14 protein-coding genes are annotated in these 12,951 nt (G+C 70.3%); 8 read left to right on the plus strand and 6 right to left on the minus strand.

The genetic code is table 11. The features are described 5' to 3' along the window. The first annotated feature begins 101 nt into the window (after positions 1-101). Both ACIOD2_RS47710 and ACIOD2_RS47715 read left to right on the plus strand, forming a co-directional pair. A complete protein-coding gene (locus ACIOD2_RS47710) occupies positions 102-455 on the plus strand; it encodes a MerR family transcriptional regulator (protein WP_400552499.1) in 354 nt (117 codons plus the stop codon). Positions 456-490: 35 nt separating this feature from the next. Beyond that, positions 491-1,654: an NADH:flavin oxidoreductase gene (locus ACIOD2_RS47715; protein ID WP_400552501.1), complete on the plus strand. Its 1,164-nt coding sequence runs from the start codon at positions 491-493 to the stop codon at positions 1,652-1,654. A gap of 326 nt (positions 1,655-1,980) precedes the next feature. Here the strand turns inward: ACIOD2_RS47715 and ACIOD2_RS47720 are convergent, their stop codons facing one another. Next, entirely contained in the window at positions 1,981-2,658 is a 678-nt protein-coding gene (locus tag ACIOD2_RS47720; RefSeq protein ID WP_400552503.1) for a hypothetical protein, read from the minus strand. Between the two features lie 101 nt (positions 2,659-2,759). On the opposite strand from ACIOD2_RS47720, the gene ACIOD2_RS47725 reads away from it, so the two are divergent. From ACIOD2_RS47725 to ACIOD2_RS47735, 3 genes are all read left to right on the plus strand, one after another. After that, positions 2,760-3,746, plus strand: a complete 987-nt coding sequence (locus ACIOD2_RS47725; RefSeq protein WP_400552504.1) for a zinc-binding alcohol dehydrogenase family protein — start codon at positions 2,760-2,762, stop codon at positions 3,744-3,746. Positions 3,747-3,888: 142 nt separating this feature from the next. Further along, entirely contained in the window at positions 3,889-6,618 is a 2,730-nt protein-coding gene (locus ACIOD2_RS47730; RefSeq protein WP_400552506.1) for a glycosyl hydrolase family 65 protein, read from the plus strand. Positions 6,619-6,645: 27 nt separating this feature from the next. Continuing rightward, positions 6,646-7,134 (plus strand): hypothetical protein, encoded by a 489-nt coding sequence (locus ACIOD2_RS47735; RefSeq protein WP_400552507.1) that lies wholly within the window; start codon positions 6,646-6,648, stop codon positions 7,132-7,134. Between the two features lie 226 nt (positions 7,135-7,360). Here the strand turns inward: ACIOD2_RS47735 and ACIOD2_RS47740 are convergent, their stop codons facing one another. Then, on the minus strand, positions 7,361-7,948 hold the full coding sequence (locus tag ACIOD2_RS47740; protein ID WP_400552509.1) for a TetR/AcrR family transcriptional regulator: 588 nt from the start codon (positions 7,946-7,948) through the stop codon (positions 7,361-7,363). Between the two features lie 83 nt (positions 7,949-8,031). Between ACIOD2_RS47740 and ACIOD2_RS47745 the strand changes: the two genes are divergently transcribed. Further along, positions 8,032-8,970, plus strand: coding sequence for an alpha/beta fold hydrolase (locus ACIOD2_RS47745; protein WP_400552511.1), 939 nt, complete (start codon positions 8,032-8,034; stop codon positions 8,968-8,970). A gap of 63 nt (positions 8,971-9,033) precedes the next feature. Next, positions 9,034-9,333, plus strand: coding sequence for a hypothetical protein (locus tag ACIOD2_RS47750; RefSeq protein WP_400552512.1), 300 nt, complete (start codon positions 9,034-9,036; stop codon positions 9,331-9,333). Between the two features lie 6 nt (positions 9,334-9,339). On the opposite strand, the gene ACIOD2_RS47755 is transcribed toward ACIOD2_RS47750, so the two are convergent. The 4 genes from ACIOD2_RS47755 to ACIOD2_RS47770 all read right to left on the minus strand — a co-directional run bounded on the left by ACIOD2_RS47755 (position 9,340) and on the right by ACIOD2_RS47770 (position 12,196). Next, positions 9,340-9,930: a hypothetical protein gene (locus ACIOD2_RS47755; RefSeq protein WP_400552514.1), complete on the minus strand. Its 591-nt coding sequence runs from the start codon at positions 9,928-9,930 to the stop codon at positions 9,340-9,342. A 142-nt stretch (positions 9,931-10,072) separates the two neighbouring features. After that, positions 10,073-10,705: a histone deacetylase gene (locus ACIOD2_RS47760; RefSeq protein WP_400552516.1), complete on the minus strand. Its 633-nt coding sequence runs from the start codon at positions 10,703-10,705 to the stop codon at positions 10,073-10,075. Between the two features lie 103 nt (positions 10,706-10,808). Further along, positions 10,809-11,432 carry an NADPH-dependent F420 reductase gene (locus ACIOD2_RS47765; protein WP_400552518.1) on the minus strand — a complete coding sequence of 208 codons (624 nt, stop codon included), beginning with the start codon at positions 11,430-11,432 and terminating at the stop codon, positions 10,809-10,811. Positions 11,433-11,461: 29 nt separating this feature from the next. After that, positions 11,462-12,196, minus strand: coding sequence for an SDR family NAD(P)-dependent oxidoreductase (locus tag ACIOD2_RS47770; protein ID WP_400552519.1), 735 nt, complete (start codon positions 12,194-12,196; stop codon positions 11,462-11,464). Positions 12,197-12,306: 110 nt separating this feature from the next. On the opposite strand from ACIOD2_RS47770, the gene ACIOD2_RS47775 reads away from it, so the two are divergent. Then, positions 12,307-12,888: a TetR/AcrR family transcriptional regulator gene (locus ACIOD2_RS47775; protein ID WP_400552522.1), complete on the plus strand. Its 582-nt coding sequence runs from the start codon at positions 12,307-12,309 to the stop codon at positions 12,886-12,888. The last annotated feature ends 63 nt before the right edge of the window (positions 12,889-12,951 follow it).

The raw sequence follows: 12,951 nt of genomic DNA on the forward strand, positions 1-12,951 counted from the left end.
ACTTTCCTTAAAATGATCGGAATCTCCGCGGTCGCGCGGCGACTCGATCAGACTCCAACCTTGTCATCAATGTGAAGGCAAGCGGACTTCCGGGAGGTGTGATGAGGATCAAAGAGCTGTCCGACCGGACCGGCGTTTCCGCGCGGCTGCTGCGTTACTACGAGGAACAGGGGCTCCTCAGTCCCAGGCGCGAGGAGAACGGCTATCGCCACTACGACGAGGCCCAGGTCCCGCGGGTCCAGCAGATTCGCAGCTTGCTGAACGCGGGCCTGACGACCGAAATCATCAGGGCCGTGCTGCCCTGCCTGGCCGACGCGGCAAGCTCCCGGTATCCCGCTCCGGACTTCGTGAGCCGGATCCGGGAGGAGCGCGGCCGCATGGCCGAGCGGTTCGAGTTCCTGTCGAAGAACCTGCAGGCGATCGACGCCTATTTGGACGCGCTCGTCCCCCAGTGACTCTTTGAGCCTCGTCACAAACTCCTGACGGTCCCTTGCATTCGCATTGGTGTGAAGGTTGGAACCTGGGCGTGCTTGCTGTGTTTCAGCCCGCTCGTTTCCTGGAGATCTCCATGTCCGTTCCCGGATTGTTCGAACCGCTCACCCTGCTGCACGGCCCGGCGATGAGGAACCGTTTCATGCTGGCGCCGCTCACCAACCAGCAGAGCCGGCCGGACGGTGCCGCCTCACCCTTCGACCAGGACTGGATCAGGCAGGTCGCGCAGGGTGGCTACGCGCTGATCCAGACCGGGGCGGCCAGCGTGGAGGCGGACGGCATCTCCTACGAGGGGCAGCTGGGTGTGCACTCCGACACTCACCTGCCCGGCCTGACCGAGATGGCCACCTCGATCCGCAACGGCGGCGGCCTGTCCGCGGTGCAGCTGAACCACGCGGGCCATCGCGCTCATCCGGAACTCGGCGTTCCGGCTCCGGCCTCCGCTGCCACGCTGCCGGGCGTCAAAGCCCTCACGACCGAAGAGGTCGAGCGGATTCGCGACAGCTTCGTCGCGGCCGCGAGGAGGGCGGAGCGAGCCGGGTTCGACGGTGTTGCGCTCCACGGCGCGTTCGGGTGGATCCTGTCGGAGTTCCTGTCCCCGGAACTCAACGACCGCAAGGACATGTACGGCGGAAGCACCGAGAACCGGGCCCGTCTGCTGATCGAGGTGATCGAGGGGATCCGCCGGGTGACCGGCCCGGACTTCCAGATCGGCTGGCGCCTGTCGGTCGAACGCTACGGGCTGCAGCTGGAGGAACTGCGCGAGATCACCGCGGAGATTCTCGACCACGAGTTGATCGACTACCTCGACCTCGCCCTGTGGGACTCCGCGCAGATCGTCCGGGGAGGGGCGTTCAAGGGGCAGACCATGCTCAGCGTCTTCACCGGCCTCCCTCGGAAAGGCGTGCGGGTGGGAACGGCCGGCAAGATCATGAGCGCGGGGCGCGCGGGGCAGCTGCTGGACGAAGGGTGCGACTTCGTCCTGATCGGCAGGGCGGCGATCCTGCGGCGGGACTTCCCCCTGCGGGTGCGGGAGAACCCCGGCCACGACAGCCCCGAGCTGCCGGTGACGGCGCAGTACCTGCGCGACGGCGGCTTGAGCGAGCGCTTCATCAACCACATGCGAGGGTGGCAGAGCTTCGTGCGGCGTTTCAGCGTGTGAACGAGCGGGGCGCGTGTCCAGCGACGGATAGGTGGTGACCACGGCGTTCACGAGCCGCTCCTCGACGACCCCGACAAGGGCGTACGGCGGCGGGCGTGGCTTCCGGCGCCGGCGACCACGCCTGCGCGGCCGGGGTCACCGCACTCGACCTGATCCGCGGCGGCCTGCCCTCGAAGCCGGGGTGGCCGCTCCCCGCGGGCCGGCCGTGCCCCAGGCCGCTGGAGCCACCGAGCGTCCGCGACTGCGGCACCGGAATGGACGGGTGCTCGGCCTGCGGGGTACCCGATGTCGGTGAGGCCGGTGCGATTCCCCAGTGCACCGGTGAGCTACCTCGATCTGCCGGATGTCGGCTGCCCGGTCGCCGTTCCGGCCAGCCCGACGGCGGTCGCCTCGAGGAGGGTCCGGAGTCTCGGGGTGAAGTCGAGCGCGACGTGGCCCCAGCGCGGCACTTCCGCGTACAACGCGGCGAGCGTCGGCGTGGGGTGCGACACCTGCCAGAAGCTCGCGGCGAAGGAGAGGGTGGCCGCCACCAGGGCGCCGATCTGCGCGGCCGTCATCTCACTCGCCCGATCCAGCGCGGCCACGATCTCGTCGTGCGCGGCGAACGAGCTGGTCTTGTACCGACGCGCTCGTTCCAGGTCGACGTCGCCTTCGAGGCTCAAGGTGACGTGGGTCAAGAGGTCGCAGAACACCGGCAGTGCGGCGATCGTGTCCGCCAGGACCGCCGCGACCTCACGCGGTGTCATGCCGGTGCGGTCGCCGAGTTCGTCCTTGACCGCGTCGCGCCACTGGCGCCATCCGCGTTCGGCGAGTTCGAGCAGCAGCTCTTCCTTGCTGGCGTAGTAGCGCCGTACGCCCGTCCGGTGCAGACCTGCTCGCTGGGTGACCGGCGCCAAGGTGATGAACCGGACGCCGCCGAGCTCGAGCGCGAGCGACTCGGCGGCGGCCAGGAGAGCTTCGGAACGGCGTGCCTTGTCGTCGGCGGAGCGGGCTCGCTGGTTCATCACGCAAGGTTAGCGCACGCGGTGATGCGTTAACTGGGTTGGACGTGCTAGGTTCGGAGTTAACGCATCACGAGGTGCGTTAACTTGAAGGAGTCTTGCTCATGAAGGCTGTCCAAGCCACCGCGTTCGGGGACCCGTCGGTGCTCTCGGTCGTCGACCTGCCCGACCCCGCCCCCGGACCGGGCGAGATCGCCATCGACGTCACCCACTCGGCTGTCGGGCTCATCGACGTCTTCTTCCGGAAGGGGCAGTTCAAGGATCAGCCCGGGATGCCTCAGCCGCCCGTCACCTTGGGACTCGAGGTCGCGGGCACGGTACGCGAGCTGGGGGAGGGCGTGACCGGGTTCGGCGTCGGCGAAAAGGTGGTGTCGATGTCGGGCACGGGCACCGGCGGTTACGCCTCGGTGCACGTCGGCCCGGCGGCCAAGGCCATTTCGATCGAGGGTTACGACCTCGACCCCGCGCTGGCCGTCTCGGTCGTGCCCAATGCGGCGATGGCGCACGTCGCCCTGACGCGCATCGCCCACCTGGTCCCGGGCGAACGTGTCCTCGTGCACGGCGCTCTGGGTGGCTTCGCGGCGGCGTTTCCCGGGATCGCGCGGCAGCTGGGTGCGTCGCGGGTCGTCGGCACCGTGCGGGCGAGCAAGCTCGCCGCGGCCTCGGCGACCAAGCTGCCCTACGACCAGGTCGTCGACTCCGCCGACTTGCCCGGCGCGCTCGGCGGTCAGCAGTTCGACGTCGTCGTCGACGCCGTGGGCGGTGCCGTGCGGACGCAGAGCCTCGAGCTGATGCCGCCGGGAGGCCGCTTGATAGTCGGAGGCAACGCCGGCGGGGACTGGGCTCATCAGGTCGACACCAACCAGCTCTGGCTGCGGAACATCGCCGTGGCCGGGTTCAACGCCGGCGCGTACTTGCCGGCACACCCGGAGGTGGTGCGCCCCGCACTCGAGGCGGCCGTGCGGGCCGTCGTCGCCGGGCTGGCCGACGTCGAGATCGACGTGTTCCCCTTCTCCCAAGCCGCTGCCGCCCACGAGCGCATGGAGAACCGCGACCTGAACGGCCGCATCGTTCTCGCCCCGGACGCATAACCGGTCCGAACGGCCGTCGCGGGGAGTCGATCACCGGATCCGGCGCCTTTACCAACCCCGGCCCGGCGTATATGTTGTTGCCCGCAACATATTGACGCATCGGCTGACCCCGTCGCGTCCGGTCCGAGGAGGTGCCGTTTCGATGAAGAAACGCGGCATGTTCAAGAGCAGGGCCGGCTTCGGCGCGGCGGTCGGATGCCTCCTCCTGGCCTCGACGGCGGTGCCGGCGGTAGCCGCACCCGCGCCGCAGCCGTCCGGTGGTGGCGACGGCTGGGTGCTGAGCACGACCGACCCGGCGAAGAACTACTCCCCGACGTTCGTCGGCAACGGCTACCTCGGCGCGCGCGTGCCCGCGGAAGGCCACGGGTACAGCAGCAAGCCCATCGTCACCCAGTCCCAGCTCGCCGGCTTCTACGGCGCCCCCTCGGCCGGGCAGGAGGAACGCGCCGGGCTGCCGACCTGGACGACGCTCGGGTTCGGTCGCGGCAGCGACGTCTACGGACTCGGCCAGTGGTCCTGCGGGTTCGGGCAGCTGTGCCCGGCCGCGTACGGGAAGGTCTCCGGGGGCGCGTTCGTCGAGAGCTCCCACCCCGGCTCCGTCGCCGGCGCCTACCTGGCCGGGCTGAACACCAACGACACCCCGACGGTCGGCGGCACCGGCGTCGTCCCGATCCGGGACGCGCCGGCCGGCCCGGCGACGCTGGCCGTGCGGTACGGCAACGGCAGCGGCAGCCCGCAGACCGTCCACATCGGAGTGAACGGCACCCTGCGGCAGCTGACCGTGCCCAGCCTGGCGACCTGGGACGACTGGGCGGTGGTGACCGTCCCGGTGACGCTGACCGCGGGCGCGAACACCCTCGAGGTCACCGTCGCCGCGGGGGACACGGCGCGGGTGAACGTCGACTACCTCGCGGTCTACCCGGACGGCACACAGCCACCGACCCAGGTGGCTCCGGCGACGGTCGGCACCACCACGCACTACCGGCAGGCGATCGACCTGCGCACCGGCGTGCTGACCACGTCGTTCGACTGGACCTCGCCCGCGGGCGACACGACCAGCTTCGACTACGAGGTCAACGCCAACCGCGCGGAGGGGCACCTCGGCACCGTGAGCGTGCGGGCCGTCCCGCACTGGAGCGGGACGGCCACCGCCGTCGACGAGTTCGACGGCCGGGGCCTGGACCACGCCTCGACGACGGACCCGCGGGTGGACGGCCGGACCGCGACGCTGTCGCAGACCGTGGTGAGCGACGGGAACCTGGTCACCGCCGGGCTGAGCTCCGTGCTGCGCGTCGACGAGAAGACCGTGCCCACCAAGGCGACCACCGACGGCGGCGTCGGCCAGCGCGCGGACTTCGCGGTCCGCGCCGGGGTGCCGGTGCGGATCACCAAGTACGTGGGCGTGGCGTCCAGTGTGGACACCGACCGGCCGCTCGTGGCCGCGAGCCCGGGCCAGGCCGCCGCGAGGACCGCGGCCCGCGCCGCCGGCGACGGCTACCGGGTTGCGCTGGCGCGCAACAGCGACGCCTGGTCACGGCTGTGGCAGTCGAGCATCTCGATCCCCGGTGACCCCACCATGACCGCACAGGTCCACGCGTCGATGTTCTACCTGCTCGCGAGCGTGCGGGCCGGGGTCGTCTGGAGCGCCAGCCCGGGCGGGTTGTCCTCGGACGGCTACAGCGGGCACGTGTTCTGGGACATGGAAACGTGGATGTACCCGGCACTGCTGGCGCAGTACCCCGACATCGCCGCCGACGCGAACACCTACCGCCAGCAGCGGTTGCCGGCGGCGCGGGCCGCCGCCGCGGCACTGTCCACTCCGGACCATCCGATCAAGGGTGCCAAGTTCCCGTGGCAGAGCGCGCTGACCGGCAAGGAGACGACCCCGGACTGGTCACCGGACGGCAAGCAGGAAATCCACATCAACTCCGATATCGCCTTGGCACAGTGGCAGTACTACGAAGCGACCGGCGACAAGGCGTGGCTTCGGGACAAGGCGTGGCCGGTGCTGCAGGGCATCGCCGACTACTGGGCCACGCGCGCCGTGCCCGGTCCGGCCGGCGGGTACGTCATCAACGACGTCAAGGGCGCGGACGAGTACCACGACAACGTCGACAACAGCGCCAGCACGAACGCCGGCGCGCAAGCCTCCCTGCGCATCGCGACCCGGGCCGCGGGCATCGTCGGCCGCCCCGCCGATCCGGCGTGGGGCAAGGTCGCCGACGGCCTGAAGATCCCGGTGGACGCGGGCGCGAACATCCACCCCGAGTTCGACGGGTACGCCGGGCAGACCGTCAAGCAGGCCGACGTCACGCTGCTGCAGTACCCGTGGGCGGTGCCGATGTCACCCGGTCTCGCCCAGCACGACCTGGACTACTACAAGGCGCGCACGGACCCGGACGGGCCGTCCATGACGGACGCGATAGCCACGATCGCCGGCGCCGCGCTCGGGTCGCCGGGCTGTGCCGTCTACACGTCCCTGCGCGACAGCGCCGATCCGTACCTGGCCGCCCCGTTCGACCAGTGGTACGAGACCCGCACCGGCGGAGCGTTCGACTTCACCACCGGCCAGGGCGGCTACCTGCAGGAGTTCCTCTACGGGTTCACCGGGCTGCGCTGGGGGACCGACTCGGTCACCGTCGACCCCTTCCTGCCTCCGCAGCTGCCGGGGGTGGACATCACCGGGGTCAGGTGGCACGGCCGCACGTTCGATCTGTCGGTCGGCCAGCGGACCACGAAGCTGACCCTGCGCTCCGGCCCGCCGCTCCCGGTCAGCGTCGGCGGTGCCGGCGTGCGTCAGGTCCGGCCCGGCGCGGCCCTGCAGGTGCCCACCCGGCACCCGGCGGGCGACACGGCGAACTGCGGCTCCTGACGCGCATTGCGGACGACGGCGTGCGGCATGGCCTGGGTGGCCGGGCTGGTGGTTCTGCTGATCTCGTACGGCATCGGCAGCGACGGCTTGGCGTTCGGTGCGTTTGCGGTGATCGTGGTGTCGGTGTGCTTCACGCCGGGGGCTGTGCTGTGGTGGATGCGCTACGAGTCGGTCCGGCGCACCGGCTGGCGGGCCGTGACGGTCCAGGCGGTGATCGTGAGGGAACCGGCAGGGTGCCTCGCCGCCCTGGCCGCGGTCCCCGGGCCATCGGCGGATCCCGAGCGGAAGCTCGACTACGTCGTCCGGTTCCGCGACGGCGATGGTGCTCGGCTGCGGGGTGGAGCCAGCTTGTGGCACCGCCCGCCGCCGTTGGCGTTCGATCGCGCGCAGCCTGGGTGGGTCGGTGGCACGGGCCGCTCGTGCGTGGTCCTGTTCGCCGGCGGGGGCTGGGGTCCCCGCCGTCCGCATGCGGTGCCCGCGACGTTCCTCGCCGACCTCCCCGCACGCCCGGAGTAGCCGGCCGGGCCACCGAGATCCGAGATGGGCGGAGTTCCCGGTCCGCGGGGCGGCTCGGCGAGTTCACCTGTTATCCGTGGTGACCGGCTCGGGCTTTCCGCCCCACCGCAAGGTGAGCGTGCAAACCCGGGATCTGTGGAACATCGGTGAGCAGGTGCTGGTCGTCGGCAACGTCACCGGCCGGACGTTCTCCAGCGGCTCCCGGTCCTGCAACGATTCCGGGGCGTCAAGGTAGGGGATGAGTGCTCCCGGGGATACGAGCGGCGCCCGCGGCCACCGTTGCCAGGTCTTCGTTCGAGAAGCCGGCGCGGCTCAGCACCGCCAGGGACTGGTTCGCCGCCAGCGTGCACAACGCCAGCTCCGCCGCCTCCTGCTCATCGGCGCCCGCCGCCAGCAGCGCCTGCTCCAGCATCGCCCGCAAACCGTCGATCATGGCGCGGACCAGCTCCTGGCCCTCCGCGTCGAGGGCCGGGAACTGCGCTGCCGACATCGTGAGCAGGCAGCCGTCCGGGACCGCCGGGTCGGCGATGCGGTTCAGGGTGACCTGCAGGTAGGCGGCCACAACGGCGCCCGGGCCCGGGTGGGGGCCGGCCAGTGCCTTGATGTAGCGCGGGTGGTAGGTCTGCGCGTACCGCTGGAGGGTTTCCCGGAAGAGGGTGCTCTTGTCGCCGAAGGTGCTGTAGAGCGAGCTCCGGCCCAGGCCCGTGCCCTCGGTCAGCCGGTCGATCGAGGCCTCCGAGTAGCCCCAGCGCCAGAAGACGTGCATCGCGCGTCGCAACGCCTCGTCCACGTCGAACTGCTTGCGGCCTGCCATGGTCGTCAGCGTACACATCTTGCACCGATCGGTTCAACATGCGTATGGTGGCCCGCATGACAAGTTGCACCGATCGTTCCAAGATGAGCGCGGCCGACGACACGACCAGCTTGACTTCGCTGCGGCTGCCCGAAGGGTTCACCGACGTCTTCACCAGCCGGTTCGTGGAGCTGGACGGGCTGCGGCTGCACGCGGTCACCGGCGGGGACGGCCCGCCGCTGCTGCTGGTCGGCGGCTGGCCCCAGACCTGGTACGCCTGGCGGGAGGTGATGCCCGCGCTCGCCCGTGAGCACACCGTCGTCGCCGTCGACTCGCGCGGGGCCGGGCTCTCCGGCAAGCCCGACGACGGTTACGACACCGGCACGCTGGCCGCCGATCTGGTCGCGCTGATGGCCGCGCTCGGGCGCGACCGGTTCGACGTGGCCGGCCACGACATCGGCATGTGGACCGGATACGCCCTCGCCGCCGATCACCCCGAGCGGGTGGGCCGGCTCGCCGTCGTCGACGCGATCATCCCCGGTCTCACGCCGACCCCGTCGGTCTTCAGCACGGCCGCGGTCAACCAGCGGCTCTGGCACTTCGGCTTCAACCGGCTCGACGGCCTCAACGAGGAACTGGTCCGGGGGCGGGAGCCGCTCTTCTTCGGCTCGCAGTTCGCCACCAAGGGCGCCACCCCGGCCGCGATCCCCGCCTACGCCGTCGACGTCTACGTCGACGCGATCGTCGCGGATCCTCGCGGGTTGCGGGCGAGCTTCGAGTACTACCGGGCGCTGGACGAGACGATCGCGCAGAACGAGCAGCGCAAGAAGACCCGGCTGACGATGCCGGTGCTCGCCGTCGGCGGCGCGCAGTACTGCGGCGCACTGGTCGCCGAGACGATGCGGGCGGCGGCCGACGACGTCACCGGGGTGGTCCTCGACGAGTGCGGGCACTACGTGGCCGAGGAGCAGCCGGCACGGTTCACCGGGATCCTGGCGGCCTTCCTCGGTGGCGAACCGGTGGCAGGTGCGTCGCACGGCTGACACCCGAACGCACTGCCGGGGGCTTCTCGATCGTGTCCGGGCGCGGAGGTGAAAATGCGGTGCGTGACGACCTTCGCCGCTGCCGCTGCCCCGCCCGCCCGGACCAAGGCGCAGAGTTCCGCCGTGACGACGCGTCCGCCGGTGACGCTGGAGGAGGCGCTGGCCGATCCTGACCCGTTGATCCGCTACCAGGCTCGGCGGCAGCAGGCCTACGAGAACGGCGAGCTGGTGCTCGACTCGGACTTGGTGACCCTCGCCCGCATGGTCGAGATCTGGCAGGTCAACCGGGAATGTCTCCGTGCGCACCGGCTGCGCGCGGCGGAGCTGCTCCGTGCGGCACCTCGAGCCGGCCGCAAGGGATAGCCGGCCTCAGAGCTTGAGGTCGAAACCCTGGACGTACCAGGCTCCTTCGTGCTTCTCCATCTTGAACGTGAGGCTGAACGAGTCCGTGTCCCCGGTCGCGCCGATCAGTTCGAGGCTGCGCAGCGTGCGGCCGTCGAGCTTGACGGCCGTGTCCGGCACGGTCACCTCGTTGCCCTTCGCGGCCACCTTGGTCACCTCGACCTTTCCCTGAGGGGGCAGCTTGACGCCCGGCTTCGCCCACGCCTCGTGCAGCGACTTGGCGCTGGCGAGCGCTTCGGGGTTCTTGCACAGCGTTTCGGCGTCCTGGCCGGCGGGCAGCACGGGAGCGCTGGACAGGCACGCCTCGGTGTACTGCTCTTGCAGGATCTGGGTCACCCAGTGCTCGAGAGCGGTCTGAAGGGTCTCGGCACCGGACGCGGGCTGGGCCTGGGACGTCTGCGGGGGAGCGGTGGCGGGCGAAGCGGACGGGCTCGTCACCGGCACCGCCGACCCGCTGACACCGGCCGAGCCGCACGCGGTCAAGCCCATGACCACGGCCGGCAGCACGAGCCATCTCGCCTGGGGTCGCCGGGCGTGCACCGTCGGGGCGATCGTCACGGGTGTTCCTCCTGAATCAGCCGGAAAGTCCGGCTGTGGGCCGTTGTCGGCCCGGAGCCTGGTGTGCGGCAACCGAAAACGTCAACCACCACGCGCGAAGCTTGCCCTTTTTGACCACCGTCTTCGCGCGCGCCGACGGCTGCTACGGGGTAGCGCGCGGGGCGAGATCGGCGATCTCCGGCGCTGACCAGTGCCCCGGCACCCCGGGCAGCGGCGCCAGGTACTCGGCGATCTCGGGCAGGGACCATCCGTGTGCTTCGCGCAGCCCTCCCACGAGCATGGCCAGGTACGCGGCGGACGGCGGGTTCTTCTCGATTTCCGACGCCGACCAGGGTGCCGTGAACGTCAGGACGGGGTAACCGTCGAGATCGCCGAGGTGCAGCAGGGTCTCGTAACGACCCGGCCCGAGCTCGTCGCGGCCGGTCCTCAGCACGGTGCCCAAATCCAGGTCCGGGCCCGGCTCGCGGTACATTTCCTGCTCCGCGATGTCGGAGAACTGCCCGGCGCTCACGAGGTACGACCGCATTGCCGCCCGCCCCGGCAGCGCCGGGTCGAAGAACGCCCGGCCACCGTGCCAGACCGGCGACTCCGTCGCGAAGTAGACACCGCCGGGGAACTCGCTCGCCACGACGCGACGCGCCGGACTGCGGTCGCGACATCCGGCGTAATCGCGCTGGGCGCCCGGCGGCGTTCCTCCTTCGAGGTAACACCGCAACCGCGCGGCGTACATGTTGGATCCGTAACTGGCGTACCAAACCAGCGGTGGCGAACTCACGGCACCACGGTATCGCGCATGATCCGAGCCGCGCGGATGGCGTTCTCGCCGGCCGGCACGCGCGATCACGGACGTGCCGGGGCCGGTGTCGACGCGTCCGAGTTCAGCCGGTGAATTCGTCGACGCCGAGGGCGAAGTCGCCGTGACCGATCCCGTTGCCGGCGAGGCTCACCGTGACCAGGCCCATTCCTTCCAGCCAGTGCGCCATCTTCAGGCCGCCGACGTCCAGCGGGCGCAGCCCGAGGCTCGTGACGAACTCCGCCACGTCCGCTTTGGACTTCGCGTTGTCACCGGCGATGAAGACGGTGGGACGGCCGTTCTCGAGGACGTTGCGGAGGATGGTGTTGAACGCCTTCACGACGTGCGCGCTCGCCGGGGCCACCTCGGCGGCCTCCTGCGCGGTCGAGGTTTCCCCGCGGTGGGCGAGTCCGTCGAAGGTGGCGTTGAAGGGGTTGCTGATGTCGACGATGACCTTGCCGGCGAGGGCGTCCCCGTACTCGGTGACGACCGGGACGACACCGTCGTGGAGCAGGGCCGTGATGACGATGTCGCCGGCCGGGACGGCGCCCCACTTGCCCGTCGTCGCGCCGCTGCCCAGGGTCTCGGCCAGGTCGTCGGCCTTGGCCTGGTCGCGGCCCATGACCTCGACGGTGTTGCCGCCCGCCACCGCGAGCGTGCCGATGGTGCGGGCCATGTTCCCGGTGCCGATGAGGGTGATGCTGCTCATGAGATGTGCTCTCTTCCTGGTGTGGGGGTTCAGATGGCGGTGGCGCCGCCGTCGGTGACGAGTTCCAGGCCGTTGACGTAGCTGGAGTCGCCGGAGGCGAGGAACAGGGCGACGGTGGCGATTTCTTCGGGGTGGCCCATCTTTCCGCGGGGGATGAGGGACTCGAACGCGTCCATGGTCGCCTCGTCGAACAGTTCTTCCTGTTTCGCGGTGGCGACCTGGCCCGGGGTCAGGACGTTGACCCGGATCTTGCGGTCGCGCAGTTCGTTGAGCCAGACGCGGGCCCAGGCCTGCTGGACGGCTTTGCTTCCCGCGTAGAGGCTCCAGCCGGGGAAGGCGCCGAGGGAGGCGTTGGACCCGGTCATGAGGATCGAGCCGTGGTCGTTGAGCAGTGGAAGCGCTTTCTGCACGGTGAACAGGGTGCCGCGCGCGTTGAGCCAGAAGGCGCGGTGGAACTGCTCCTCGGTGATCTCGCCGAGGACGGCGGGTTCGCCCGTCCCGGCGCTGGCCCACAGCACGTCGATCGAGCCCTTTTCCCGCTTTACGGTGTCGTACAAGCGATCCAGGTCGTCCAGGTCGGCCGCGTCACCCTGGACGGCGGTGACGTCGCGGCCGATGAGTTCGACCGCGTCGTCCAGTGCTTCCTGCCGCCGGGCCTGGATGAAGACGTGCGCTCCTTCCTCGACGAACAGTTTGGCGCCGGCCAGTGCCATGCCGGTGGATGCGCCGGTGATCACCGCGACCTTGCCTTCGAGCTTTCCCATGATCACTCCCTTGCGTTATGTACACCAATCTGTGTATGTAACGTAGCCGGAGGCCGCTCGGAGCGCAAGCTATGTACACCGTTCAGTACCGAACGGTGTACGGTAGAGGCATGACGGAGCTGGAGAAGGGCCCCCTGGGCCGGCGCCGCGGCCGGGGTGCCCGCGAGCGCATCCTCGGCGCGTCACAGCAGCTGTTCCGCGACCAGGGCATCAACCGCACCGGCATGGACGAGCTCTGCGCCGTGGCCCAGGTGTCCAAGCGCACGGCCTACCAGCACTTCGCCGGCAAGGACGAGCTCGTCACCGAATACCTGCGCCGGTTCGATCCCGACGTCATGCCCGAAGTGTTCGACCGCACGGATCTCACGCCCCGCGAGCGGCTCCTCGCCGCGTTCGAGATGCCCGAGTCCACGCCCTTGTGCCCCTACATCGCGGCGGCCGTCGAACTCCACGACCCCCAGCACCCCGCGTCGCAGTACGCACGCGAGTACAAGACCGCCATCGCCGCGCGGCTCACGGAAACCGCCCGCGAAGCCGGTGCCACCGACCCCGCGCAACTCGGCGAACAACTGGCGCTGCTCATCGACGGCGCCTCGGCCCGCACCCGGGTCCTCGACCGCGGCTCTTTCCCCACCGCCGCCGCCATCGCCGCCGTCCTCATCGACAACGCCATTCCCGAGCCCGCCGCCTGATTCGAGCCTCCGCGGTCTTCGCCTGTCGGATGTCACGTTCTCCGGCGTCTGATCGACAATGGC

This window comes from Amycolatopsis sp. NPDC088138 (assembly GCF_044741685.1).
Lineage (GTDB): Bacteria > Actinomycetota > Actinomycetes > Mycobacteriales > Pseudonocardiaceae > Amycolatopsis.

Bases quoted from the DNA above. Each gene is read 5' to 3' on its own strand.
- ACIOD2_RS47720 (WP_400552503.1), bottom strand. From the start codon at position 2,658: ATGAACCAGCGAGCCCGCTCCGCCGACGACAAGGCACGCCGTTCCGAA.
- ACIOD2_RS47725 (WP_400552504.1), top strand. From the start codon at position 2,760: ATGAAGGCTGTCCAAGCCACCGCGTTCGGGGACCCGTCGGTGCTCTCG.
- ACIOD2_RS47710 (WP_400552499.1), top strand. From the start codon at position 102: ATGAGGATCAAAGAGCTGTCCGACCGGACCGGCGTTTCCGCGCGGCTG.
- ACIOD2_RS47730 (WP_400552506.1), top strand. From the start codon at position 3,889: ATGAAGAAACGCGGCATGTTCAAGAGCAGGGCCGGCTTCGGCGCGGCG.
- ACIOD2_RS47770 (WP_400552519.1), bottom strand. From the start codon at position 12,196: ATGGGAAAGCTCGAAGGCAAGGTCGCGGTGATCACCGGCGCATCCACC.
- ACIOD2_RS47735 (WP_400552507.1), top strand. From the start codon at position 6,646: ATGGCCTGGGTGGCCGGGCTGGTGGTTCTGCTGATCTCGTACGGCATC.
- ACIOD2_RS47745 (WP_400552511.1), top strand. From the start codon at position 8,032: ATGAGCGCGGCCGACGACACGACCAGCTTGACTTCGCTGCGGCTGCCC.
- ACIOD2_RS47765 (WP_400552518.1), bottom strand. From the start codon at position 11,432: ATGAGCAGCATCACCCTCATCGGCACCGGGAACATGGCCCGCACCATC.
- ACIOD2_RS47740 (WP_400552509.1), bottom strand. From the start codon at position 7,948: ATGGCAGGCCGCAAGCAGTTCGACGTGGACGAGGCGTTGCGACGCGCG.
- ACIOD2_RS47775 (WP_400552522.1), top strand. From the start codon at position 12,307: ATGACGGAGCTGGAGAAGGGCCCCCTGGGCCGGCGCCGCGGCCGGGGT.